This is a genomic window from Paenibacillus sp. JT31N17, from assembly GCF_056269255.1.
In genome coordinates this window covers 68,255-93,659 of sequence record NZ_JBWDNP010000003.1, presented here as the reverse complement: position 1 = coordinate 93,659, position 25,405 = coordinate 68,255, and the positions used below count along the sequence as shown (strand labels likewise).

The 25,405-nt window shown below is 56.1% G+C and carries 17 protein-coding genes; 1 reads left to right on the top strand and 16 read right to left on the bottom strand.

What is annotated here, in order from left to right; genetic code table 11:
• Window positions 1-111: 111 nt before the first annotated feature.
• The 5 genes from AC0YOB_RS12030 to AC0YOB_RS12010 all read right to left on the bottom strand — a co-directional run bounded on the left by AC0YOB_RS12030 (window position 112) and on the right by AC0YOB_RS12010 (window position 14,259).
• A complete protein-coding gene (locus AC0YOB_RS12030) occupies window positions 112-3,603 on the bottom strand; it encodes an AAA family ATPase (RefSeq protein ID WP_475793043.1) in 3,492 nt (1,163 codons plus the stop codon).
• Entirely contained in the window at window positions 3,600-4,826 is a 1,227-nt protein-coding gene (locus AC0YOB_RS12025; RefSeq protein ID WP_475793042.1) for a metallophosphoesterase family protein, read from the bottom strand. The genes AC0YOB_RS12030 and AC0YOB_RS12025 overlap by 4 nt, the downstream gene beginning before the upstream one ends.
• Window positions 4,827-4,852: 26 nt before the next feature.
• Entirely contained in the window at window positions 4,853-8,998 is a 4,146-nt protein-coding gene (addA, locus tag AC0YOB_RS12020; RefSeq protein ID WP_475793041.1) for a helicase-exonuclease AddAB subunit AddA, read from the bottom strand.
• Entirely contained in the window at window positions 8,998-12,576 is a 3,579-nt protein-coding gene (gene addB, locus AC0YOB_RS12015; RefSeq protein ID WP_475793040.1) for a helicase-exonuclease AddAB subunit AddB, read from the bottom strand. The genes addA and addB overlap by 1 nt, the downstream gene beginning before the upstream one ends.
• Before the next feature lie 267 nt (window positions 12,577-12,843).
• Entirely contained in the window at window positions 12,844-14,259 is a 1,416-nt protein-coding gene (locus AC0YOB_RS12010) for a class I SAM-dependent rRNA methyltransferase (RefSeq protein ID WP_475793039.1), read from the bottom strand.
• Window positions 14,260-14,375: 116 nt separating this feature from the next.
• On the opposite strand from AC0YOB_RS12010, the gene AC0YOB_RS12005 reads away from it, so the two are divergent.
• The gene (locus AC0YOB_RS12005; protein ID WP_475793038.1) at window positions 14,376-15,380 is read left to right on the top strand and encodes a Na/Pi cotransporter family protein; all 1,005 of its coding nucleotides are present in this window, start codon (window positions 14,376-14,378) and stop codon (window positions 15,378-15,380) included.
• Here AC0YOB_RS12005 and deoC read toward each other — a convergent pair.
• The 11 genes from deoC to grpE form a co-directional block, all read right to left on the bottom strand.
• Window positions 15,307-16,038: a deoxyribose-phosphate aldolase gene (gene deoC, locus AC0YOB_RS12000; RefSeq protein ID WP_475793037.1), complete on the bottom strand. Its 732-nt coding sequence runs from the start codon at window positions 16,036-16,038 to the stop codon at window positions 15,307-15,309. The two genes, AC0YOB_RS12005 and deoC, sit on opposite strands and share 74 nt — an antisense overlap.
• Window positions 16,031-16,468: an NUDIX hydrolase gene (locus tag AC0YOB_RS11995; protein WP_475793036.1), complete on the bottom strand. Its 438-nt coding sequence runs from the start codon at window positions 16,466-16,468 to the stop codon at window positions 16,031-16,033. The genes deoC and AC0YOB_RS11995 overlap by 8 nt, the downstream gene beginning before the upstream one ends.
• A gap of 161 nt (window positions 16,469-16,629) precedes the next feature.
• Window positions 16,630-18,021, bottom strand: coding sequence for a tRNA (N(6)-L-threonylcarbamoyladenosine(37)-C(2))-methylthiotransferase MtaB (mtaB, locus tag AC0YOB_RS11990; RefSeq protein WP_475793035.1), 1,392 nt, complete (start codon window positions 18,019-18,021; stop codon window positions 16,630-16,632).
• 4 nt (window positions 18,022-18,025) lie between these two features.
• A complete protein-coding gene (locus AC0YOB_RS11985; RefSeq protein WP_475793034.1) occupies window positions 18,026-18,814 on the bottom strand; it encodes a 16S rRNA (uracil(1498)-N(3))-methyltransferase in 789 nt (262 codons plus the stop codon).
• A 249-nt stretch (window positions 18,815-19,063) separates the two neighbouring features.
• The gene (locus AC0YOB_RS11980; RefSeq protein ID WP_379114062.1) at window positions 19,064-19,783 is read right to left on the bottom strand and encodes a site-2 protease family protein; all 720 of its coding nucleotides are present in this window, start codon (window positions 19,781-19,783) and stop codon (window positions 19,064-19,066) included.
• Window positions 19,784-19,858: 75 nt separating this feature from the next.
• Entirely contained in the window at window positions 19,859-20,842 is a 984-nt protein-coding gene (gene prmA, locus AC0YOB_RS11975) for a 50S ribosomal protein L11 methyltransferase (RefSeq protein WP_475793033.1), read from the bottom strand.
• A gap of 188 nt (window positions 20,843-21,030) precedes the next feature.
• Complete coding sequence (locus AC0YOB_RS11970; protein WP_475793032.1) at window positions 21,031-21,225, bottom strand: hypothetical protein; 195 nt, start codon at window positions 21,223-21,225, stop codon at window positions 21,031-21,033.
• A gap of 10 nt (window positions 21,226-21,235) precedes the next feature.
• Complete coding sequence (locus AC0YOB_RS11965) at window positions 21,236-21,391, bottom strand: hypothetical protein (RefSeq protein ID WP_475793031.1); 156 nt, start codon at window positions 21,389-21,391, stop codon at window positions 21,236-21,238.
• Between the two features lie 111 nt (window positions 21,392-21,502).
• Entirely contained in the window at window positions 21,503-22,630 is a 1,128-nt protein-coding gene (gene dnaJ / locus AC0YOB_RS11960) for a molecular chaperone DnaJ (RefSeq protein WP_475793030.1), read from the bottom strand.
• Between the two features lie 255 nt (window positions 22,631-22,885).
• Entirely contained in the window at window positions 22,886-24,730 is a 1,845-nt protein-coding gene (gene dnaK / locus AC0YOB_RS11955) for a molecular chaperone DnaK (protein ID WP_475793029.1), read from the bottom strand.
• Window positions 24,731-24,776: 46 nt separating this feature from the next.
• Window positions 24,777-25,376, bottom strand: a complete 600-nt coding sequence (gene grpE / locus AC0YOB_RS11950) for a nucleotide exchange factor GrpE (protein ID WP_475793552.1) — start codon at window positions 25,374-25,376, stop codon at window positions 24,777-24,779.
• Between the last annotated feature and the right edge of the window lie 29 nt (window positions 25,377-25,405).

Here is a 25,405-nt window from a genome sequence, read left to right as displayed (position 1 = left end):
TCATTTACGTTACAATGTTCCCGCTTGCAATGCAAGTCGAAACCGGAAGCAAATGTGAGCAATTATTGCCGAAATAGGCTCAGCCGGCAGGTTTAAATGACCGTCTGGCGGTCACATCGTTTCCAGCTCCACGCTGCTGCCCCGGCCGGATGAATCCGCCGCCGTGACAATCAATCTGCGCGGCAGGCGCGCCCGCAGCTCGGGAACATGGCTGATCACGCCGACAGAGAGCGTGTCGTTATGAAGCTTTTCCAGTGCGGTAATAACCGTATCCAGCAGTTCCGGATCCAAGGTGCCGAAGCCCTCATCCAGGAAAAAGAACTGCAGGGGATATTTGCCGCGAAGCTGAATCTGGCTGGACAAAGCGAGGGCCAGTGCAAGCGAGGCCAGAAACGTTTCGCCGCCGGACAAGGTGGAGACAGGACGCCGCAAGCCTCCGTTCGCATCATCTCGGATGACAAAACCGCCTCCCGAATCAACCTCGAGCGCATATCTTTGCTTGGTGAGGAAGCCTAGACGTTCCGAAGCGGCGCGGCATACCTGGACCAGCTGCTCCTCCGCCACATATTCCACAAAGGTATTGCCGCGAAACAGGGTTTGCAGCGATTTCAACCGCCCGCAGAGAAGGTCCATCCCGGCGCGCCTGACCTCCAGCTGCTGCCAGCGCTCCTGCTTGGCTTTCAGCTCGTCCCAGTCACGCTCTGCCTTCGCTGTCAGCTGCAGCGTGGCCTCGTTGTTGACGCGGGCCTGCTGGAGCGCGGCAGCGCACTGCTCCCATTCCTCTTCTGTAATACTGCGGCCCTGCAGTTGATCCCGCAGCAGCCCGGTCTGGGCGGCAAGCTGCTGCTCGGATTCCCGGAAACGGGCAATCTGTTCCGCAAGGCTATTCTGCTGACCCAGCAGCGGCTTGAGGGAAGCCGCCTCTTCGGCCGTATCGAACGGGGATTGCGCAAGCGCAAGTCCCCAAATCTCTTCGGTTTCCTGACGGCGTTTGATGGCGGAGTTTTCCCCTTCGGTTGAGGCGCTTCTCTGCTCCGCAGCAGCTTGCAGCGCAGCCTGTGCTGCTTCATGCTTCTCCTTGCTTTTCCTGAGCAAGCTGCGGACATCCGCTAGCTCCCGCTCAGCCTCCGCAATAAGTGCCGCGGCGGCCCGCCCTCCTGTCCACTCCTTGAGCTGGGTCTGAATTCTCTCCAACTGTTGAGACAGATGCCCAAGCTTCGCTTTTTGTTCCACAAGCTCCAGTTGGGCGGCTCCGGCCTGCTTCTCATCTTCGGCGATCTGTCTGGTTGTCGCATCGATAAACTCGACGCTCCGCTCCACTCTGCTGCGCAGCTCATGAGCGGCATTATCCCTGCGCTCGTAGTTGTCCAGAACGGCGTGAGCCTGCTCCGGAAGCAGATCGCTGCCAAACTGCCCCTGCCACAAAGCCAGCTCCCGGTTCATGAGATCAGCGCGTTCGCTTGCTTTGTCCCTGGCTGTCTGATCGATTCTGGCACGCGATCCCAGCTCTCCAGCCTCCAGACCGCAGCGGCGCTGGCTGTCGCTGAATCGGGAGCGTGCTGCGCCAAGTCCGGGTTCAATCGATGAAAATCCGCTGCTATGCAAAGCGTATGTCTCAGCAGCATCGCTCAAAGCCCTCTGCATGATATCCAGGGCATCCTCGCTGGTTAGCTCCGGCTTCCGGGAATCGGGCATCGTCTCGGCTCGGTCGACTGAAACCGCCGCCTCCAGCATGGATAAATTCCGGACTAACGAATGATGCGCCCCCGCTTCTGGCCGATCGTTAACGGAAGACTGTGAGCCAAGCTCCAGCAGGCGCTCCTGGGCGGACTCCACTTTGCCAAGCAGCGGCGTGACGCGCATCAGCTGTATCTGCACCCGCTGCTGCAGGTCTTCCCAAGGAGCAGCATCCCCTTGGGAATTGTTGGAGACGGCAGTTTCCCTTATGCCGTGCAGGGACGGATGATCGCAGGAGCCGCATACCGGACAGGCTTCCCCCTCTTTCAATTCTTCAGCAAGCTGCGCGGCAAGCTGCTGCCTCCGCTGCTCCGACTGCTCCTGGCGGACGCGAAGAATCCAGCCTGGGAGCCTGTCGCTGAGCAGCTGCAGCTGTGAAGCAAGCTGTCGCAGCCCGGCGAGCATCGGGCTCAGCGCGGAGAGGCGGTCGTTCAAGACGGCTGCTGCCTCCGCTTGTTCCGCTTCTGCAGCCGCCAGCGAAGCTTGCGCTTCGGCAAGCTGACGGGCGGCTGAAGCGGCTTCCTGCTGCGCCGCTTCCTGCTGTTCGCGCAGCGCGTCCAGCTGCTGCAGCCGCTTAGCCAGCGCTCCGCGCTGCTCGCGCTCGGCGGCAGTAAGCTCGGCGGCCCGGAGCTCGGCCTTGAGCTCGCTCTGCTTTGCAACGGCTCGGCCGAGCTTGTCCTGCGCTTTGGCGGCCTGCTCGCCAAAGCTGCGCTGCCGCTCTGCGGCGTCCGCACAGCGGCGCTCGCCGGCGGCGATGCTTGCCGCAAGCGCGGCGGCTTCGTCTTCAAGCCGCTGCGCTTGCGCGAGCTGATCGAGCCGCAGCGCAAGGCGCGGCTCGGAAGCCTCTGCGGCGTCGGCCGCCGCGGTCCATGCGGCGGCGGCCGACGCCGCCTCTGCGAGCCGGGCGGCATACGCCAGCCCGGCGGCTTCGCGGCGCGAAGCGGCGGCGCGAAGCGCCGCTTCGGCCGCTTCCGCGGCTGCGAGCGCGGGCATCAGCCGCTCCGCCGCCGCCAGGCGCTGCAGCTCGCGCTCGAGCCCCGCAATGCGCGGCGCATCGGCCAGCAGCTGCGCCTGCTGCGCCTCCTTCGCGCGCAGCGCCTCCACGCGCTCGCGTACATGCAGCCGCTCCGCATAGAGCCGCTCCGCTTCGGCAAGCGCCAGCCGCGCCGCCGCAGCCGCCGCGGCCGCTTCGCGGTGACGCTCCGCTGCCGCAGATACTGCAGCGGCAGATGCATCGCCCAGCCCCAGCTGCTCGGCTGCGGCTTCTCCCAGCGCGGTCTCCGCCACTTTCATCCGTTGGCTCAGCTTCAGCGACAGCCCGTCGCCGAACCGCTCCAGGCGGAACAGCCGCTGCAGCATGGATCGCCGGTCCTTCCCGGCAAGCGACAGAAATTCAGCGAATTTGCCCTGCGGCAGAACAACGGCGCGGGTAAAATCCTGCATGTTGAGGCCGATGCGCTCCTCTACGCAGCGCGTAACATCAGCCAGCTTATCGGCAATCACGATATCTCCGGCTTCCGTGATCTCTACAAAACGGCTCAGCGTACTGCTCACCGAAACATCCCCGCTCCGCTTGAACTGCCTTTCCACGCGGTAGCGTTTTTTCTCTCCCCCGCCGGCAAGCTCGAAGGTAAAAGCAACGGAAAGCTGCTTCTCCTCCTGATTCAAAATGCCCTGGGTACCGTTAGCCGCCCGTTCAACCTTGCCGTACAAAGCTAATGTGACCGCATCGAGAATGCTCGATTTGCCGCTTCCTGTCGAGCCAAATATCCCGAATACCCCTGCTTCGCACAGACGCTCGAAGTCGACAACCTGCGTTTGGCGGTAGCTCTGAAGTCCGCTTAATCGAAGCCCTATCGGTTTCATCCTTCATCCTCCCATTCTGCCCGCCCCGCTGCAGCCTCGGCATCCGCTCTCGTGGATGGATCATCGTTCTCTGCCACCAGCTCCAGAAACAGCCTTACCGTCTCCGCATCCGGCTGGGCACCTGCGCTCTGGCGGGCAAAAAAACGCCGGAACAGCTCCTCTGCCGGCAGCTGCTCGCGCAAGCGGGCGTCTCCTTCCGAAGAAGACACCATTTCGGGATAAATCGGACGAATATGTATAAGCCCGTCATGCAGGCGGCGCAGCTGCTGGATGTCGGCAGCCGTCATCGCTTCCTTCATCCAAATGTCCAGATTGATCCAAGCCCGCGCATCCCGGCCCTCTTCCAGCCATCCATGCACATCGGACAAGCCGCCCTTCGCCGTCCAGTTTACGAGCGGACGTCCGCTGCTGAGCAGCATCTCCTGCGGTTCAATCTCTTTGCCCGGAGATGCGTCGAAGATCATGACCGACTTGGCCTGCCCGGCCTCCGAGAAGCTGTATGCCAGAGGAGATCCGCTGTAGCGCATCGTCTCGTCGCCGTCAACCCGCTGCGGGCGGTGCAGATGGCCAAGCGCCACATACTGGGCGCCGACCCGCAGCGACGAGGGATCGACGGTATAGGCGCCGCCGATTTGAATCGGTCTCTCCGAATCCGTCTCCAAGCCGCCTAGCACATAAATATGGCTCATCGCCAAATTGACAGTGTCCGGCATGAAGCTCTCCCCTAATTTCCTCATGAGCCGTCCCACCCGCTCCGAATAAGCGGTGCGCAGCAGCGCTTCATCCGTTTCCTCGCTGAGCAGCTCTCTCAAACGCGATTCCGAAGGGTAAGGAAGAGCAGCGATAACAGCCCTCTCTCCCGTACGGGCAACATCGACCGCAAGCGGCCGGTCCGAGGGCAGGCCGACTAGCCTGATGCCGCTGCGGGCGGCAAGCGGTGAAGAAGCCGCTACCCGCTCCGGGTGATCGTGATTGCCGGCGATAACAGCAACCGTTCTGCTGCCCCCGTCCGCAAGCCTGGACAGCGCCTCATAAAACAGCTGCTCGGCCGCTGCCGGCGGATTGACTGAATCGTACACATCCCCGGCAAGCAGGACAAGATCAATATCTTCCGCTCTGACGAGGGCAGCCAGCTCATCCACGAATGCCGCCTGTTCATCCAGTCGGCTGCGTCCTTCCAGCGAGCGTCCAAAGTGCCAATCGGCGGTATGTAAAATACGCATGGTATAATTCCTCCTTCCTCTCCATGTTAAAACAGCTGTACCGCCTGTCCCCCGTCAAAGAAAAACACATAACAGGCCATGACAGGCCTGTCAAGAATTCGGCTGATCGCTTCCGCATAGAGCGACAGCTGGAAACGATGCCTCTCAGCGGCAGCGCTCCACTGCTTCATATAAATTTTGTCGGTTTTGTAATCGAGGAGAACAAGCCCATTCCCGTCATCAAACATACAATCGACGATCCCCTGAATCAGAATCGGCTCATCGCCAACAGCTCCCGCTTCGCGATGATAGATGCGGGAAGCCGGAAATGTACAGCTGAAAGGCGTTTCCCGGCGGACCCAGCTTGCCGCAAGCAGCCTTTGACCGATTTCGCTTGCAAAGAATGCGGCAACCTGGGCCGTATCAACAGCACTTGCCTGCTCGGCCGAAAGCATGCTCTTTTCCTGCAGAACCGCGATGGTATCCCGGATAATGCCTTCATCCACCGCTGCATCAAGGGGAATATGCTGCATGACCAAATGACTGACCGTCCCGCGCTCCGCGGCGGTCAACGCCTTCTCCTCCATGAATTTGGGCCGGCGCAGCCGGAAGGTATATTCCCCGCCTGAGAAATTTTCTGCCGTCCGGGCCGTAAACTCCCTGCCACGTGAAGCAGCTCGTTCGTCTGCTGCCAATGGAGCATCCTGCCCGTGATCGTCCTTCTCCGCCGGAGCGCCGGACAGTTCCGAAGCCCCAACGTTCCACAGAGTGGAAGCTTCCGCGGCCGGAGGTAATCCAGCCTCCTCAGGCAGCAGTACGACAGCGGCATTCTCATCTGCCGCCGCTTCAGCATGCATCCTCTTCATCTCGGTAACCGATGTTTTGGCAGCAATCACGGTTGCGGCATAGTGCGGGTAGCTCCTTGCCAGACGGCGCTCGATTTCGGCCGCTGCCGCAGGCGATTCCGGAATCGGTACAAGCGCCTGGACGGCCTGCATCCGCTCTGCGAATTCCGCTTCTGACGCTACATCCGTCTCTACGGCTGCGGCTGCTTCCAGCCCGAACAAGGCCGCAGGGACAATGCCTGTCCTCCAGGCTCTGCCTGTTGCCCGGCTCGTCTGCTCTACCGTATAGCTAGCCGCGGATTCACCGGAGTCCGCTTCAGCATCCAATCCAAGCTCCGACCGCTCTTCCACTTCGTTGATTACGTCCATAACCGTATAAGGAGAAGCATCACCAGCCACCTCGACCGTAATGGGAATCCCCTCCTGCACGGCCAACGGTCCGAGCCAATCTATGAATCTTTTGGCCTGCGAAAGGCGGTAATCCGGAATCCGCCCTTCCCCATCAAGCGAAGACTGCCAGCGCGACAGCTGCTTGGCAGCATCGGATACCGTACCGATCAGGAACATTTTCTCCTTGGGACGGGTAAGCGCTACGTACAGAATGCGCATTTCCTCGGCCAGCGTCTCCATCCGCATCCGCTCCCGGATTGCCAGATAGGGAAGCGTGGGATAGCTCACCCGGAGTTCCGTATCAATAAAGCGCGGCCCGAAGCCAAGCTGCTTATGCATCAGAAACGTTCCGTTCAGGTCCTGCCGGTTAAACAGCTTGCCAAGTCCTGCGACAAAGACGACGGGGAATTCCAGTCCCTTGCTTTTGTGAATGGACATGATCCGGACAACATCCTCCTGCTCGCCAATGGCCCGGGCCGTACCCAAATCGCCCCCGTTCTCCCGCATCCGGTCGATAAAACGCAGGAAACGGAATAACCCCCTTAAAGTTGTGGCCTCATATTGCCGCGTCCTGTCATGCAGAGCCCGCAAATTGGCCTGCCGCTGCACACCCCCGGGCATTCCGCCAACCAGATCGTAATAACCCGTCTCCCGGAAGATATTCCACAGCAGCTCGGCCAGCGCCCCCCGCCTGGATTCTTCCCGCCAGCGCTCCAGACGCGTGAGAAAATCGGCCAGCTTGATGCGGGTCGTTTCTTCAATGAGCGAAGCGCCGGCTGCTTTTTTTACGGCATCATAATAGGAGGCGCGCCCTCCGATAATGCGGATTTGCGCCAATTCCTCGGCTGTCAGACCAAATATGGGAGAGCGAAGCGCTCCGGCAAGCGGTATATCCTGATACGGATTATCGATAACGCGCAGCAGCGAGAGGATGGTCTCGACTTCCGTCGCCTCAAAATATCCCGTGCTTAGTTCCGCATATGCCGGTATGCCGCTGGACTGCAGCTCCTCAATAATTACCGGCGCCCACTGCTTGTCCGCGCGCAGGAGAATGACAATATCACGCCAGGCCAGCGTACGCTTCCGCCGGCGTTTCCCGTCATAAACTTCAAATGGGGCTTCACGGTCTCCAAGCGCGGAATCAAGTCCCTTGAGCTTGGCGATTTGGGCCGCAATGTAGCGGGCCTCGAGCTGGACGGTTTGCAGATCAAGCGCCTCTTCACCGGATGGCGAAGGAGAGTCTGGCCCGTCTTCGCTCTCGTCACCGGCGAATGCAGGCTCGCCATCCTTGACACCGCTGCCTCCCCCCTTGTCGATCAGCGCGAATTCAACATCGTAGCGCTCAGCCGGGCCGCCTTCAGCTGCAGGCGGATAATCCGCCCCGCAAACAAGCTCAGCCCGCTCGTCATAGTCCATTTCCGCGACTTTTTCGCGCATGATGGACCGAAAAACACCGTTCACTCCCTCCACAACCTCAGACCTGCTGCGGAAATTTCGTGCCAGGTCAATCCGGACACCGGCGGCAGCATCCGAGCCCGTTTCTTCAACAATCGAGGATGAATAGGATTTATACTTCTGCAGGAAGAGATTCGGCTCCGCCAGACGGAACCGGTAAATGCTCTGCTTCACATCACCCACCATGAACCGGTTGCCCGCTCCGGGCCGCGCCAGCAGAGAAACGATGGCTTCCTGCACCATATTGGTGTCCTGATATTCATCCAGCAGAATTTCATCGAACTGACGCTGATATTCAAGGGCTGCCGCCGAAGGGACGGACAGCTCGGGCGTAGAGGCGGGATCACGGAGAATACGCAGGCAGTAATGCTCCATATCCCCGAAATCGATCAGCCCCTTCTCGCGCTTCGCTTCCTCAAACCGGCTGCCGAAGTCAATCACAAGCTCGGCCAACGTATGCATAACCGGCGCAAGCTCCCGCAGCTCAGCTGCAAAATCATCCGCGGAGCGCACAAACAGCTGGTCGGTCATGTCCGAAATAATCGATTTGGCCATGTCCCGGATCTCCTTGACCTGTTCCTGAAGACCCTTGTCGAAGTCATCGCCACGCCGGCTCTTTAACTTGCCGAAGCCAACCTCAGCGAATACCTCATACCACTGCTCCCACGGAAGCTCTCGGGTATGAGAGGTTAAATTGCGGACAAGCGCCAGATCATCCTCAAGGGTAGCCGCATAATGATCAGGGCCCATGGGAAGCCGTGTCAAATCCAGCGCTTGCTGAAGCAGGCTCCCGGCTCCCTCCAGCGCCAGGACAACAACACTTGCGATGCTGCTGACCCATTCGCTTCGTCCAAGCTCGGCCGCATCCGCTACCTGGAATGCCGCAGCCGTCTCTCTTAGCCATACTTCCGGCCAGGGGTGGCTGTGCCCGAAATTGTACAGCTGGAGTACCAGCGCATAGAGCGGCTCATCGCCGCGCTCGCCCCCAAACCGGTCCACCAGCCGCAGAAACTCGCTCTCGCTTTCCTCGGCCTGCAGATAGTTCTCTTCGAAGATGGAGTCCAATACATCCATCCGCAGCAGCTCCGCCTCTGTTTCATTGGCGATGCGAAATCCGGGGTCAAGACCGATAAGCGGATAATATCGGCGAATCGCATCCAGACAGAAGGAGTGCAGCGTTGTAATCGAAGCCCGGCTCATCAGCGCAAGCTGGCGCTTCAAATGATCGGAGCCCGGCTGCCGCTCCAGCTCCTTCTCAAGCGCCATCCGGATACGCTCCTTCATCTCGGCCGCAGCCGCTTTTGTAAAAGTGGCAACTAACAGCCGGTCGACATCGGTATCATCCGAAATCTTGCGGATAATCCGCTCCACAAGCACTGCCGTTTTACCTGATCCTGCAGCTGCAGCCACAAGGACATTGGAGCCTCCGGTTACAATCGCCTTCCATTGGTCATCTGTCCAGATGCTGCCCTCAGGCTTTCCTGGCACGGTTAATCCAGCCACTACCCTTGTCCCCCTTTCGCATCCCTATCAGTAAAACCGTTCTTATTCAGTACCTGAATCAGATCCAAGCCGTGAGGGCTATCTGCCTCTTCAGCTGCGGCAAGCAGCTGCCAGACCTCTTCCTTTCCCGGTTTGAGCAGCTTGGAGAAGGCATTGCCTTCAATAAGCGGATCAAATTGGCAAACCGGTTTGTAGGCACAAAATTGACAAGGCGTCTTGGCGCCAAGCCGGTAGGGCGCAATCGCCACATCGCCGGCGGAGATCCGGTCTCCGATCCGGCGCAGTGTCCTGCGTACGGAATGCCGCAGCGTATCCCACTGTTCATGCGAAACGACTGAAGAGCTGCTGTAAAAACCGCCGTCCCGCTTGATCGCCACAGGAAGCAGCTCCGAATAGCCGGACTCCAGCGCGCCGTCCATCATTCTGGCCGTTGTTTCATCCGCCAGCACCAGACCCTTGAGCTTGAACCGCTTCAGACGTTCTGCGCCGGCCTTATGGCTGCTGAGCACATTGGAGGACGATATAAGCGGATTATGCACATGAAAATAAAGCACGCCTGCGGGCTTGGCCGGCTGCCCCAGCCACTCCGGCGCAGCGCTGAGCAGGACATCCAGATAGGTCAGCATTTGCAGCGCCAGCCCGTAAGCGACCTCCTCGAGGCGCAGCTGCGTAGCGCCTGACTTGTAGTCAATCACGCGCAGCAGCAGACCTTCATCGGTTTGGGCCGCATCAACACGGTCAATCCGGCCGGACATCTGAAGCATGCGGCCATTGGCAAGCGGAATCGTTACCGGAGGCAGGGGACCATCCGGGCCAAAGTCAATTTCGAGCCCAACCGGCTGGAACTGCGCACGTCGCGCATGCTCACCCAGAATAACGGCGGCTTGGCCGACTATATCTTTTAATTTGCGCGCGACATAACGGTGCCGGCTGCTGCTCAGCAGAATCTGCGACTGCAGACGCATTGCCAGCTCTTCAACAACGATGGCGGACTCAGCCCGGATTTGCTCCGCGCCGAGCATGCCCCATCTCTCCCCAAGCGAGAGTGCAAGCCTGCTCAGGGCAGCGTGGAACAGCTGCCCGATATCCGGCGCTCCAAGCTGGAACAGCTCCCTCTCACGCAGCCTTAGCCCGTGGATGGCAAAATGCTGGAACGGACAGGAAACAAACCGTTCCATTCTGGACACACTGCCCTTGAGCAATGTTCCATACAGCTGATCGGCGGTGGCCAGCGACAGGGAAGGCACGAAATTCGTATATTCCAGCGAACGCACAAGCCGTCCCAGCTTATCCTGCCAGCGTGGCCGGACAGCAAACCAGTTGAAGGCTTCCCACCATGCCGGTGCGATGTCCGTACCTTGACGCCATGCGCGCAGCTGATTGATGACATATGAGAGCGTCCGCTCCGGATGGGAAATAAAAGACAGCTGCTCCTCCTCTTCCATCCCGGCAGCAGGCTCGGCGGCTATCCCCTTCTCCTGTATCCCTGGAAAAAGCTGCTTCATATGGCGCATAATTTCGGAAGGATGAAGACTTTTTCCTTCTTCATCCGCTACCGGCCAGCTGATCCACAAATAACGGCTTGCGGTTGTTAATGCGTTGTAAATCAGAAAACGCTCGTCAAGCAGCCTCCTGCGGACTCCCGGCGCCATCTGAAGCCCTCCGCTACCCAACGTTTCCCGTTCCTGCTCAGTAAGAACGCCATCCTCCTGAATTCTCTGCGGCATAACTCCATCGTTTGCTCCCAGCACATAGCAGCCGCGCACCCTTCCCGAACGGGTACGGTCTATATTCCCAACCAGCACCTGATCCAGCGCCGGCGGGACTGCAGCAAGCTTGAGACTCTCAAGACCTGTTTCCACCATACCCGCGAACAGGGGGACCTTCATAGACTCGTCTCCGGTCATCTCTGTCAGCTGATCCAGTATATTCATAACCCCGTCCCACAGCTGCCGGTGCTCACGGGCAATTTGGGTTTTCCCTTCAGCCGCCGCTTTGCGGCTCCAGCGCTCCAGTTGGTCGGGAGCATCAATTCCCATAAGAAGCTGATACAAGGCCTCGCACATCTGCCTGACGCTGCCCGCCTTCTTCAGAGACCTTGTAAACTTGTGGAGCGGCGTCACTACGGCTTCCCGCGCGGCAAGAACAGCCTCCAGCAGGCGGATATCCGGTTCACGGGCCTCCGCAGGATCGCCATCAAGCGTGTCTCTCATCAAGGGCTTCCACTGGCTGCGGGTCAACCAGCGGTTACCGTCAATGCCGGCAGCCAGAGCGTAGTTCTCCAGAATGTCGAAGGATTCCCGTGTTAGACTACCGTCGTCAGGCATGAGAAGCTCCGTTTTGATGCAGCGGAATACCGCCTCGTATCTCCAGCCATGAGCGGCAATTTCCAGAGCGGAGCGAATAAATTCCACTAGAGGATGATGCAGCGCGGCATCCTTTTGGTCAAGAAAATAAGGGATTTCGTAATCGGCAAACACAGCCGTTATGTAATCATTATAATCCGGCGCATTTCGCACCATGACGGCAAGATCCCTGTAGCGGAGCCCTTCGTCCTGCGTTTTGCGGACAATGTCGCGCGCCACAGCCTCCACCTCGGCGCGCCGGTGAACGGCGCTGTGAAGCGTCAGCCCGCCGCCATCCAGCTGCTCCTGCGTGAGCCTGAGCGGAGCGCGGTCATTGTAATGCCCTTCCAGATGCGCCAGCATCGGACTGCCGCGGTAACGCCAGGGCGTCCCGTCATTCAGAACCACCGGTTCTGCCAAAGGAACATTATTGGCAAGCGCCAGCTCGCGCAGCTTCAGGAAGGTCTCGGCAGTGGAGCGGAACATATCCAGCTCATGAGGTTGTTCCCCGGTCCCATATACCCGGTCCAGCGTTAGGGTTACTGTGATCTCTTCAGCTTGCCGCATCATAGCTTCAAGCGCTTCGAATTCCTTGGGGGTAAAGCCGTGAAAGCCATCCACCCATATATGCGTCTGGCGCATCGAAGCCGCTTCATGGAAGCCTCGAATCAGCCAGGATAAATAATCTTCAGCATCTATGTACAAACCTGTCAGTTCCTTGACCAGCTGCCCGCCAATCAGCCTCAGATCGTGAAGCTTGCGGCCGAGCAGCTGATTACTGCTCCCATAATCGCCCTCCGACAGAAATGTTTCAATATCTTCCGGTTCTATCCCGTACCGCTTCCATTCCGTCATCAGATCGCCAAGCCGTTCGATAAACCCGGGCTGCGACTCGCTTCCCTGATATAACTGCAGCTCATCGTGAAGCCGATGCACGATTTTGTACAGCAGCATGTTCTTGCCGTTCTCGCTGATTGGAACGAGGGCTGTTCCGCCCGTCTCCTGCATAACGCGGAAAGCCAGCCTCCTGAAGCTGAGCACCTGGGCCCGTATCGTCCCGCTCAGCTGCGATTCTCCCAGCAGGGCATATTCCGTTTGAAAAGTAGCCTGCTCCGGCACAAGCATTACAAGCGGCGGACCGCCCGGCTGCTCCAGCACCTGATTGCGTATCTCATTCAGACAGAACCGGGTCTTGCCGGTTCCCGATCTTCCTATTACCAATCGGAGCGCCATACGCTCACCCCTTCGCCGTTTCGATTCTATTATTCTATCATACCTGTATCTTGTTTTCACCCAAAAAAGCAAACATTTGTTCGCAATTCATTAGGTAAATCATGCATCTTATGAAAGCATCGGAAATTCAGACAGTTATTCCCTCCTGATAAGGCGTATCCGCAGCTGCCTGTCTTGCCTGGAGGCATCCAAGTCAAAAAGCCGTCCCAGACAGCGTAGACCAGCGCTGCAGAAGACGACTTACCTTGGACCTTATTCGAGTGCAGTCTAGCGGCTGCGGACTTCAAAAATAGCGAACTTTAAATAGTGGCCTTCGCTAACTCCGAGAATTTGGGGGTGGTCCTTGCCGGCAGCCCGCCATTCGATCAGCCGCAGCTGCTTGCCCGCATCGACGGCAGCCGACTGGACCGTCTCGAGAAATAAATCCGGGCGCATATGGTAGGAACAACTGGCTGTCACGAGGTAGCCTCCTTCGTTCACCAGCTTCATCCCGTGCAGATTAATATCTTTATAGCCGCGGATCGCTCCCGGAACGGCGCTCTTGGATTTGGCGAACGCAGGTGGATCGAGAATAACGACGTCCCATGTCCGGCCTGCGTTCCCCATCGGCTTGGAAGTATCCGGCGTTTTACCGCCAGCCGCAAGTCCGGCTCTCCCGCGCTCCGCCCGCTCCTCCAGCCCTTTCACCTGCGAGCGCAAATATTCGAAGGCATCGGCGACCACAAATTCCACCCGGTCCTCGAAGCCATTACGGGCCGTATTGCGGCGGGCAGTCTCGATAGCATGGGAGGATACATCGAGACATGTCACTTTCTTGGCTCCGTATTGACAGGCATGCAGCGTGAAGCTGCCCGTATGGGCGAAGCATTCCAGCACGGTGGCCCCGTCCCAATAAGGGAAAGTAACGGCTTTACCGTTCGCATTGACGGGAACCCGTGTGCCCTCCTGCAGCTCCGCCAATGCTCCCGTGTCATCGGAGGCTTCATCGGGTGAGCGCTCTTCAAGCTTGATGCCGCTGCGCCATCCCCAACCCTTCATGAGAGGAGCGATGGATGCGCGGTTCTCACGCTGGTCGAAAAAATAGCCGGTTTTCTGCCCCTCGACGATGTCCACCTCAAGCAGCAGTCCATTCTCATGGATATCCACGATGCGCGGGCATTCCCCGTAGATGACTCCTGTCCTCTCTTCCAGACCCTCAAGCGCGCGAACCGATACATCGCTGCGCTCATATATCCCCTTCGGCGTGAAAACGGCAGCCAAGGCGGCCGTAATGGCTTCCCGCCGGGCATCCATGCCAAGCGTCAGCAGCTGCACCACCAGCACATCGCCAAAACGGTCGACAATCAGCCCCGGCAGTCTGTCCGCTTCGCCATAAACAAGGCGGCAATCATGATCCTGTACGAAGCGGCTGCGGTGCAGCGCGCACTGCTCGAAGCGTTCGCGGAAAAAATCTTCATCCATGGCTTCAATCGGTTGATAGGAAACAATTCTTACTGTAATTTGCGACTGGGGATTCCAATAACCCGTGGCCAGATACCGTCCTTGGTGGCTGTGCAGATCGACCAAATCCCCGGGAGCAGCCTCGCCTTCCATGCGGTCAATTTCACTGGCATAAACCCAGGGATGTCCCTGCTCTACTCTTTTTTTGCGATCACGCAGCAGTATTGCTCTGGGGTGTTTCATATCCTGCTTCCGCCCTTCAAATGGTCATTGCTTGTCATGGTTGTCCGTTTTTACGCATATGTATCGATACAACAGCCGGTCTTTAATTATATGAACGTAAAAGGAGTTCTGCCTTCATGATTCACTCCATTATTGCGCCTATGCTGCTTGGTTTTGCCTTGTTCATGCTGGGTATGAAAGCGATGGAGCTCGCTCTCCAGCGCTCGGTCGGCAAGCATCTGCACCTCGTGCTGCAGAGATCAACAGCGACGCCGCTGCATGGTCTTGCCGTCGGAACAGCAGCAACAGCCGTTCTGCAAAGCAGCACGGCCGTCACAGTCATGTCGATGGGACTTGTCAATGCCGGTCTGCTCACTTTCCCGCGCACGCTCGGCATTATTCTTGGCACCAATATCGGAACCTGCCTGACAACAGAGCTGATCGGACTGAACATTAACCGCCTAGCCTGGCCCCTGCTTGCTGCGGCATGCGGACTTTGGCTGGTGACGGCGCTGATCGGAGAAATGAAGCTCATGCCGTTTCGATCGGCCAACTACTCCACCAACACAGGAGGGGCAGCCGGGCATCGCTGGTTTCAACCTGTCCGTAGCGCCGCCGTGATTATAGCCGGTTTTGCTCTCCTGCTGATCGGGATCAGCGTGATGCAGTCCATTGCCCCGGCCGTTCAAACAAGCGGCTTGTTCAGCACTTTTCTGAACCGCGCGGAGGACAGTGTACTCTGGGGGCTGGCAGCCGGGTTCGTATTAACAGCGGCAGTGCACAGCAGCGCCGCCGTCATCGGTATAATTATGGGTCTTACATCCGTTGGCGCGATGCCCGTTGAAATCGGGATTGCCGTTGTAATTGGCGCGAATGTGGGCACCTGTGTAACAGCCCTTCTTGCGTCGCTTGGCGGCACCAAATCCGGCCGTTTTGTCGCATGGTCCCATACCGCCCTGAATGTTGGCGGCGCTGCGCTATTCGCCCCGTTTGTCGCGGAGCTGCAGGCTGTATCCGCCTGGATGAGCGCGTCCCCGGCGTCACAAATCGCCCACGCTCAAACGATTTTTAATATAATGAGCTCCCTGATTGCCCTTCCGCTCTGCTATCACCCGGCGCTGAAGCGGTTGACTCCGGACTGACAATCGCGATTCCCGCACTCGTTCCGAGCCTGTTCGCCCCGCTGCGAAGCATCAGGATCGCCGTCTCCCTGTCACGGATACCGCCCGATGCCTTGACTCCGGTTCCGGCTGCAACGGATGCCCGCATCAGCTTGATATCCGCTTCCGTTGCTCCACCCGGACCGAACCCGGTCGAGGTTTTCACATAATGGGCGCCGGCAGCTTCGGCTGCAAGTGAAGCCTCGACTTTTTGCCGGTCATCCAGAAATCCCGTTTCCAGAATAACTTTGACGATCGCCCGGTTTTCCACCGCTTTCACCACAGCAGCGATATCTCTGGATACACTATCCAAGCGCCCCTCAAGGACTGCTCCGATGGACAGCACCATATCGATCTCCCTGGCCCCATCCTCAACCGCACTGACGGCTTCGAACACTTTTACCTTCGTCGCCATTGCTCCCAGAGGAAAACCGCAAACGGCGCTGATCGCGACATCGCTTCCGGCAAGCTGCTTCCGGCAAAATGCAACCCATGATCCATGCACGCAAACGCTGTAAAACTTGTAGGCGATGGCTTCCTTGCACAGCTGCAGAATATCCTGTTCCGAAGCGGATGGCTTCAGCAGGGTGTGATCAATAAAACGGGCCAGCGATGAATCCGGCGTCCAAACTTCAACCATTTCCGCGCACCTCCAGGCCGAGCAGCTTAAGCGCTCCCGACAATATACGATCATTGTTGTTATAGCCTGATTGGCGCTGACGGCGCCAGGCCTCGGAAGGCTCAAACCATTCAACCCCGCGGATTTCCTCCACCTGGGCCTGCAGCTTGCCTCCTACCGCTTCAACGAGGTAATAATGCACCTCTTTATCGACAGAGCCTTTCGTCTCGTGATTGTACTTATACTTAATTTGGTCGATAGGAGCGACTATAACGCCTTCCATTCCCGTTTCCTCTACGATTTCACGCAGAGCCGTTTGTTCGACTGTCTCACCAGGCTCCATTTTTCCCTTGGGAAGCGAGATTTTGCCGTAACGGTCCTGAATTAATTGGATTTGCAGCCCGCCGTCAATACGGCGAAATACAACGCCTCCTGCCGAAATTTCTTTCATATACGCTTCCCCTCCGCTATTCAGGTGGCCTCACCTTAAGGCGCATGAATGCCTTCGGCCTGGTGCTGTGACCTATGTAGAGCAAGGATTCTCTTCGCAGCCCCATACTTCAGGGCGGATAAGAATCCTCGCAATTTTAAAATATGAATGAAACGCTCCGCCTAAGCTCTTAAGGCTTCAGGCAGGGCGGCAATTCCGGAATCCAGCTGCTTCGATACCGGAGCTTCATTGGTTTCCAGTACACGGACAAGCTGACCAAAGCATTCGTTAACGCCAGCCTCAGTGATTTTTACCCGGCACAGCTGGCCGATAAGCAGCTCCGAACCTTCGAATACAACCTGCAGGTAGTTGTCCGTGTAGCCCATAACGCGTCCCGTTCCAGGTGCACCCTTGTAATCGCGCTCGGGAATGACATCCAGTACCTCGCCGACATATTTCCTGGCGTATTCAAGCTGCATTTGTTCCGACAGATCAATCAGCTTGTGGACACGCTCATTCTTAATCTCTTCATCCACCTGTTCCTCCATCCGGGCCGCAGGAGTACCCGTTCTTCTGGAATAAGGAAACACATGCATTTCCGAGAACTTCAGCTCTTCCATCAGGCGGTAGCCATTCTCGAACATTTCCTCGGTTTCCCCCGGGAAGCCGACAATCACATCTGTCGTAATCGCCACGCCGGGCATGGCCTGATGCAGAAGACGGATCTTCTCGGCAAATTCTTCAACCGTATATTTGCGGCGCATGCGCTTGAGCACGGTATCATCGCCTGCCTGGAGAGGAACATGAAGATGGCGGCACATTTTGGATGAACGGTTAAGCACGTCGATCATGGCATCATCGATTTGGCTTGCTTCAATGGAGCTGATGCGGATGCGCTCAAGCCCTTCGATCTTGTCCAAATCCCAGAGCAGATCGGATAAACGGTAATTTTCCATATCATCGCCGTACCCGCCGGTATGAATGCCGGTCAGAACGATCTCCTTGTAGCCGGCAGCCACCAGCTGACGTGCCTGATTAAGCACGCTCTCGGGGTCGCGGCTGCGGGAGAGCCCGCGGGACCAGGGAATAATACAGAAGGTGCAGAAGTTATTGCAGCCCTCCTGGATTTTCAGAAAGGCCCGTGTACGGTCGGCAAAGTCAGGAACATCCAGCTCTTCGAACTCGCGCGTTTTCATAATATTGCGGACGGCGTTGACCGGTCGGCGGTCGGCCTGGATCTCGCGGACATGGTCCAGCAATTTGTCTCTGCCCTGCGTGCCGATTACCAGATCGACGCCTTCAATAGCCAGAATCTCAGCCGGGGATGTCTGAGCGTAACAGCCTGTCACGGCAATTACGGCATCCGGATTACGCCGGATTGCACGCCGGATAATCTGGCGGCTCTTCTTGTCGCCCGTATTGGTTACCGTGCATGTATTGATCAAATAGACATCAGCGGTCGTCGTCTCAAAATCAACCTGCTCATAGCCTTCATTCTTGAACAGCTGCCAGATCGCTTCCGTATCATAGAAGTTTACTTTACAGCCCAATGTATAAAATGCAACCGACGGCATGTCGTTATTCGCCTCCCATTTCTCCGGATTCGTACATCAGGCAGGCCAGGCCTACCATCGCCGCTGTCTCGGTACGCAGAATGCGTTTGCCGAGCCCTACGATAACGGCGCCTGCCGCTTCCGCCTCCTCGGCTTCCCGCTGTGTAAATCCGCCCTCAGGGCCGACAATCAGCAGTACGCTAATCCGGGATGATTTCCTGTCCACCATCCTGCCGCTTTCTTCAAAAGAACGAATCGCATCGCGCAGTCCTGCACCTGCCGATCCGCTCTCCTTCTCATAGCAAAACAGCACCAAATCATAATGGCTGAACTCATGCAGCAGCTGGCGCCAGGATAATACCGCCTTCACTTCCGGGATGCGGCTGCGGTGTGCCTGCTCTGCCGCTTCCTTGGCTATTTTGCTCCAGCGCTCCAGACGCTTCGTTTCTTTCTTCTCATCATATTGGACGATAATCCGCTGCGATTGGAACGGTATAAAGGCAGCTGCGCCGATTTCCGTTCCTTTCTGAATGACCAGCTCCATCTTATCGCCCTTCGGCAAGCTTTGCGCTATCGTAACGGACCATGCCGGCTCACCGTTCATCGGAAGCCATTCCGCAACAGCCGCTTCCACCCGTCCTGCCTCCGCCGTGCGGATAACCGCTCTTGCCGTACGCTCGGCGCCATCGCTGACGATAAACTCATCGCCCGGCTCCATTCGCATGACACGCAGGGCATGATGGGCATCCTCGCCGGTCAGATATACCAATTCGTCGCCGGCAAGCTGCTCCGGCGCTACAAAATATCGCTGCATGCTATTCAGAAACCCTTCGTTATCGATTGTTGAAACAACAAAGACGGAGCATAAAAAGAGAGGAGCTGCACCGGCTTGCGGCGAGCTGTATTCATCCCTCAAGAAAAACCAGCAGAGGATAGCGAACATGACCAACACTGCTGATAATTCGAAAAAACTCCAACCTTTATCATACACGTTTTAGATCAGCCGCGCCAGAGCCTCCCTTTTTTTGGTCACGGCACGGGAAGAGTGCGGCAAAGTCTGGAATTACGTTCTCGTGTAACCAAGGAAGTCCAGAATAAAGCTTTGCCAGCTGACCGGCCTGAAAAACAGCTCATAGAAATTCTGCAGGCCTTCAATGATACTGCTTGATTGGGAAAACAACGGGTCCAGCGTAACTGCCCGGAGCTGCGGAATAAAGATGATCAGCAAAAAGACAAACATGCCCCAATGGACGTTCTGGTCCATTTTGAATCTGACCTTCAAAGGAACGAGGTCTTGAATGATCCGATAGCCGTCAAGCGGAGGAATCGGAATCAGGTTGAAGATGAACAGCATAAGGTTTATCGTGATCAGATAATACAAAAAGTGAATGATCGCCCTGTGCACGCCGATAGAGCCTACGTCCATCAAGCCCGTTTGATTCAATACATACAGCAGTAAAATGCCAAGCGCCGCGGTAACCAGATTGCTCAGCGGCCCCACTGCAGAGACCACAATCCCCATCAGTCTCGGATTCTTGAACTTACTGCGATTGACCGGTACAGGCCTCGCCCAGCCGAAGCCGGCGATCAGCAATAGAATCATCCCGAAAATATCGATATGGACTCGCGGATTAAGCGTCACTCTTCCCGCATCGTAAGCCGTGCGGTCGCCAAATTTATAAGCGCTGTAAGCATGGGCAAACTCATGTACCGTAAAAGCAATCATGATCACAATAAAAATAAAGGGTAAATCCTCAATGGGATACCAAAGAAAATTGGACACAATGGACCTCCTAAGAATTTTCCGAAGGAAAATTCACTTCGTAAGCATAAGCTTTGTTTTTCAAACCGCTTCCTGCTATTGCGGCTTTCGTGCAACGAAAGCGATCCAGTCCTGGTCCCGCTGACGATCGGTAATGATGAATCCGGACTTCTGCAGTCCCTCTTCCACCACATCTTCCTTATTTTTGAAAATACCTGAGGCTATGTAGATTCCACCCGGTTTTAAAGCAGCATAAACATCGTCGACGAACAGCAAAATAATTTCTGCCAGAATGTTGGCAACCACCAGATCAACAGGCAGCGTTACATTAACGATGGACGCGGCAGAGCCGGAAGCGGCACTGGTCTGAACCACACCCAGCAGATCGCTCAGCTGTACCTGTATAGTTGATTCCAGTTTGTTCAGTTTGACATTCTCCGATGCGGAGGAGACCGCAACCGGATCCAGATCGAGCGCAAGCACCCGTTTGGCTCCCAGACGCACTGCGCCGATCGCGAGAATGCCGGAGCCGGTTCCCACATCAATGATTTCTTCGCCTCCGCGGATCACGGATTCAAGCGTCCTCAGACACAGCGCAGTAGTGGGATGTGTTCCGGTACCAAAGGCCATGCCGGGATCAAGCTCAATAATTTCCTCGCCCGGCACAGGATGGTACTCTTCCCAGGTCGGTTTAATCGTCAGACGCGGCGATACCTGAATCGGCTTAAAATACTGCTTCCAGGCTGTGGCCCAATCTTCCTCATCCACAATGACCGTGGATATTAGGTAGTGCCCGGCATCAATGCCAAACTCGCGCAGCTGATCAATTCGCGGCCTTACATTCGCCTCCAGCGCAGCCATGTCCGTCGCTTCGGGGAAATATCCTTTTATGATGGCGTGGCCTTCGGGAATATCGTTCAGCGGGGTCTCATACCATTGCCCCAATGAGGTGTCCCGCTGCTTGTTAAGCGTACCCGATTCTTCAATCGATACGCCGTCCGCATCCATCTCATGCAAAAAATTAGTGATCATCTCAATCGCTTGCTCCGTTGTTGAGATCGTCAATTCATACCATTTCACAGCCGTACGCCCTCCTATGTATAAAACCTTTGCCCGTCTATTTTACACCAGAAACCCCGCTTGCACAAAAAAGCTTCCACTGACGTTAAATTTTTCCTGCCATCGGCACCCGCAAGGCATCAAAAAAAGGACTGCGAGCCCGAATCGGTAATACCGATCCAGAAGCACACAGCCCTCTTCAGGTTCTTTCAAAGCTCTGTCGTTCCACCCGTTTGACGAATAAGATACAGCGCACGGTCCACCAAATCATCCTCAACCATTGCAGTAAGCATGGATCCGTCCGCTCCGCCTTCGACCTCAGTCACTCTGAGCGCCTGCAGCTTCAGCTGAGCCTCGCGGGTTCTGCTTCCATCCTGAAACACAGCGACTATTCTGGAGGTCATATCGTAACCTTCATTCGTGTGCGGACTGCGCGGATTGATCTGCTGCGCGCTTCCGGACTTCATGATTATGATTGTCATCCACAGTCTCGGCAAATTCAGTATCCTCTTCACTGCCGACAGGCAAAATAACGACGCAATCATCAGTCTTGTTTGTTTCATTCGCCATTGCTGCATGCCTCCTCAAATGCTTAGGATATTCTCCCGTCAATTGAGTAGCATAACCGATCGCAGGACCATCTATTCCTGACAGGTTCCAGGGCTCTTCGGAAAACGAATGCTATTCCCCCCGAAACGCCTTCTTCATCCGCTCAAAAATCGTTTCATGGTGATCCTCTTGGCTTGTTCCTTCGCTGCCTCCACCGAACTGGCGGAGCAGTTCCTTTTGCTCGTCAGTGAGGTTGGTCGGAGTTACGATCGTCACTTTTACATGCTGATCGCCCTGGCCATACCCGCGCAAGCGCGGAACCCCTTTGCCTTTCAATCGGAAGTAGGTGCCTGTTTGCGTACCCGAAGGCACCTTGAGCTTCACTTTCTCGGTAAGAGTCGGTATCTCGATCTCGTCACCCAGTGCCGCCTGGACAAAAGTGAGCGGTACCTCGCAATAAATATCGTCGTTCTCGCGTTCGAAGAAATCATGGGCTTTCACCCGGATTACGATATATAAATCCCCGGACGGGCCTCCGCGTGTTCCGCCTTCGCCTTCCCCGGTCATGCGGATTTGCGCGCCGTCATCCACGCCTGCGGGAATCTTGATATTAATTTTGCGCTGGCGCTTAACTTTGCCTGCTCCGTGACACGTGGTGCATTTTTCTTTGATGATGCGTCCCGTGCCACTGCAGTTCGTACATGCGCGGCGGTTCACCATACGGCCGAAAGGCGTATTTTGAACCACTTCCTGCTGCCCCGAACCTTTACAAACCGAACAGGTTTCCGGCTTGGTTCCCGGCTTGGCGCCGCTGCCGGTGCACGTATCGCAGGTTTCTGTGCGCGGAATCGTAATTTCCGTTTCTTTGCCGAATACCGCTTCTTTAAATTCGATGGTCATCGTATACTGCAGGTCATTGCCGCGCTGCGGCGCATTAGGATCGCGGCGCCCGCCGCCTCCGCCAAAGAACATATCAAAGATATCGCCAAAGCCGCCAGCATCGCCGCCGAAACCGCCGCCTCCGCCAAAGCCCTGGTTGGGATCGACATGACCGTATTGGTCATAAGCGGCCTTTTTGTTGCCGTCGCTCAGAACGTCATAAGCTTCTTTCATTTCCTTGAACTTGCTTTCCGCATCCGGCTCCTTGTTCACGTCAGGATGATATTGACGCGCAAGCTTCCGGTACGCTTTCTTGATTTCTTCCTCCCCGGCATTCTTCGCGACGCCGAGTACTTCATAATAATCACGCTTGCTTGCCAAATCCGTCACCTCGTCTTTCGTATTCCCCTATGGCGCTAGCCGTTCCCGTCCGTTAAACAGATGGACAAGAAGAAACGCTGCGCCGCGTTTTGCGGCGCAGCATCCCACACAAAAATATCAGAAAAGTATACTCATGAAGATTATACTTTTTCTGATACAAGAAAGAAACGGCTGTCTCCGCCATTTGGCGGGAAAGTTCGTTTCAGGAAGAAAAGGCTGCGCCGTCCGGGCCCGGACGGCGCTCCGCTTAATGTCTTAAGATTTTTTGTCGTCGACGACTTCATAGTCGGCATCTACGACATTGTCTTTGCCTCTGTCCCCGCCGGCAGCATCGGCTTGAGGGCCTTCAGCGCCCTGCTCGGCCTGAGCAGCCTGCTCATATAATTTAACGGACAGCTGCTGAACAATTTCCGTCAAGGCTTCGGCAGCAGCCGTAATTTCTTCAAGATTGTCGCCTGCGATCGCCGTTTTCACTTTCTCTTTGGCTTCGTTTGCTTTCTCAATCTCGCCGGCATCTACTTTATCGCCCAGATCCTTGATCGTTTTGTCAACGGAATAAACAAGCTGGTCCGCATTGTTTTTCGCTTCGACAAGCTCGCGGCGTTTGCGGTCTTCATCCGCGTTCAGCTCGGCATCCTTCATCATGCGCTCAATTTCCTCGTCGGACAAACCGCTCGAAGAAGTGATCGTGATTTTTTGGCTTTTGCCTGTACCTTTATCCAAAGCGGATACGTTAACGATACCGTTGGCGTCAATGTCAAAAGTAACCTCGATTTGCGGTACTCCGCGCGGCGCAAGAGGAATATCGCCAAGTGTGAAGCGTCCCAGTGTTTTATTGCCTGCCGCCATTTCCCGTTCGCCCTGCAGAACATGGATTTCAACGCTAGGCTGGTTGTCCGCGTAGGTCGAGTATACTTGTGATTTGCTGGTCGGAATGGTCGTGTTGCGGTCGATCATTTTGGTAAACACGCCGCCTGCCGTTTCGATACCCAATGACAATGGGGTAACGTCGAGGAGGACAACGTCTTTCACATCGCCTGTCAGTACGCCGGCTTGAACGGCAGCGCCGAGGGCAACAACCTCATCCGGGTTAACGCCTTTATGCGGCTCTTTGCCGATCAGTTTTTTGATTGCTTCCTGTACCGCAGGAATACGTGTCGAACCGCCGACGAGCACGACTTTATCGATGTCGCTTGCGCTCATTCCGGCATCCTTCAAGGCTTGACGGGTTGGGCCGAGCGTGCGCTCTACAAGAGCGGAAGAAAGCTCATCGAATTTGGCGCGGGTCAGGTTCATCTCCAAATGCTGGGGAACGCCGTCCGCCATCGTAATAAACGGGAGCGAAATGGAAGAAGCTACTGTACCGGAAAGCTCTTTTTTCGCTTTTTCCGCCGCATCTTTCAGACGCTGCACAGCTGCTTTATCTTTGGAAAGATCCACGCCCTGCTCTTTTTTGAATTCCGATACCAGATAATCGATGATGACCTGGTCGAAGTCATCTCCGCCCAAATGGTTGTCTCCGCTTGTCGCTTTAACCTCGAAGAAGCCATCGCCCAATTCAAGGATGGATACGTCGAACGTACCGCCGCCAAGGTCATAAACGAGAATGGTGTGATCTTCAGTCTTCTCAAGACCGTAGGCAAGAGCGGCTGCGGTTGGCTCATTGATGATGCGGAGCACTTCAAGACCGGCGATTTTACCTGCATCCTTCGTAGCTTGACGTTGGCTGTCATTGAAATAGGCCGGCACCGTGATAACGGCTTGGCTGACAGATTGGCCGAGGTAAGCTTCGGCATCGGATTTCAGCTTCTGCAGGATGATAGCGGATATCTCTTGGGGCGAGTAATCTTTGCTATCAACCGTTTCTTTGTGATTTGTGCCAATATGGCGTTTGATGGAGCTGATTGTACGGTCAGGGTTGGTGATGGATTGACGCTTTGCAGCCTCGCCCACAACACGTTCTCCGTCTTTCTTGAAGCCGACAACCGAAGGGGTTGTACGGTTGCCTTCCGGATTTGGAATAACGACAGCCTCGCCGCCTTCCATAACGGCTACGCAGGAATTTGTGGTTCCAAGGTCGATACCAATGACTTTACTCATAATAGTAATCCTCCTAAATTGTTATGTTTTATAGTCAGCTGTTGTCCTAACTGCTTACTTTAACCATAGCGGGACGCAGCACTTTATCCTTCAGTATATAACCTTTTTGGACTTCTTCGACAATAATGCCTTCTTCATGCTCTTCCGATTCCACCTGCATAATCGCCTGATGGAATTCCGGATTGAAGGGTTCGCCGACGACTTCCATCGGTTTCAGGCCTTCCTGCTCCAGAACCTGCTGAAATTGACGGAAGATCATGTCCACGCCTTTAGCGAACGACTCCACGTCACCGCCGCCTTGTCCGGCTTCAATGGCACGGCCGAAGTTATCGACAACGGGCAGCAGCTGCCCGATCAGCTTCATGGAAGCATACGCGCCAAGCTCTTCCTTCTCCTTGATCGTGCGGCGGCGGAAATTGTCAAAATCCGCTTGAGCCCGCAGATAACGCTGCTGATGCTCTTCCACCTGCTTCTGAAGCTCCCCATATCGCGTATCTGCCTGCGTTTCTTCAACGGAATCGACTGTTTCGGCTTCTGCAGCCTCTACAGCCTCTACAGCCTCTGCCTGCTCCTGCGTATCCAAATTCTCTTCCGAAGCGCCAGTCACTTCATGTTTATGATCTTCATCAGTATGTTGTTCATTCACACTCACGGGCCGCTTCACCTCCTTAAATA

Coding starts and splice junctions, on each gene's coding strand:
- AC0YOB_RS11970 (WP_475793032.1), bottom strand. CDS start 21,225: ATGACCTCCAGAATAGTCGCTGTGTTTCAGGATGGAAGCAGAACCCGC.
- AC0YOB_RS11985 (WP_475793034.1), bottom strand. CDS start 18,814: ATGCAGCGATATTTTGTAGCGCCGGAGCAGCTTGCCGGCGACGAATTG.
- AC0YOB_RS11965 (WP_475793031.1), bottom strand. CDS start 21,391: ATGGCGAATGAAACAAACAAGACTGATGATTGCGTCGTTATTTTGCCT.
- deoC (WP_475793037.1), bottom strand. CDS start 16,038: ATGGTTGAAGTTTGGACGCCGGATTCATCGCTGGCCCGTTTTATTGAT.
- dnaK (WP_475793029.1), bottom strand. CDS start 24,730: ATGAGTAAAGTCATTGGTATCGACCTTGGAACCACAAATTCCTGCGTA.
- AC0YOB_RS12025 (WP_475793042.1), bottom strand. CDS start 4,826: ATGCGTATTTTACATACCGCCGATTGGCACTTTGGACGCTCGCTGGAA.
- mtaB (WP_475793035.1), bottom strand. CDS start 18,021: ATGCCGTCGGTTGCATTTTATACATTGGGCTGTAAAGTAAACTTCTAT.
- AC0YOB_RS12030 (WP_475793043.1), bottom strand. CDS start 3,603: ATGAAACCGATAGGGCTTCGATTAAGCGGACTTCAGAGCTACCGCCAA.
- AC0YOB_RS12010 (WP_475793039.1), bottom strand. CDS start 14,259: ATGAAACACCCCAGAGCAATACTGCTGCGTGATCGCAAAAAAAGAGTA.
- AC0YOB_RS11995 (WP_475793036.1), bottom strand. CDS start 16,468: ATGAAAGAAATTTCGGCAGGAGGCGTTGTATTTCGCCGTATTGACGGC.
- AC0YOB_RS12005 (WP_475793038.1), top strand. CDS start 14,376: ATGATTCACTCCATTATTGCGCCTATGCTGCTTGGTTTTGCCTTGTTC.
- addB (WP_475793040.1), bottom strand. CDS start 12,576: ATGGCGCTCCGATTGGTAATAGGAAGATCGGGAACCGGCAAGACCCGG.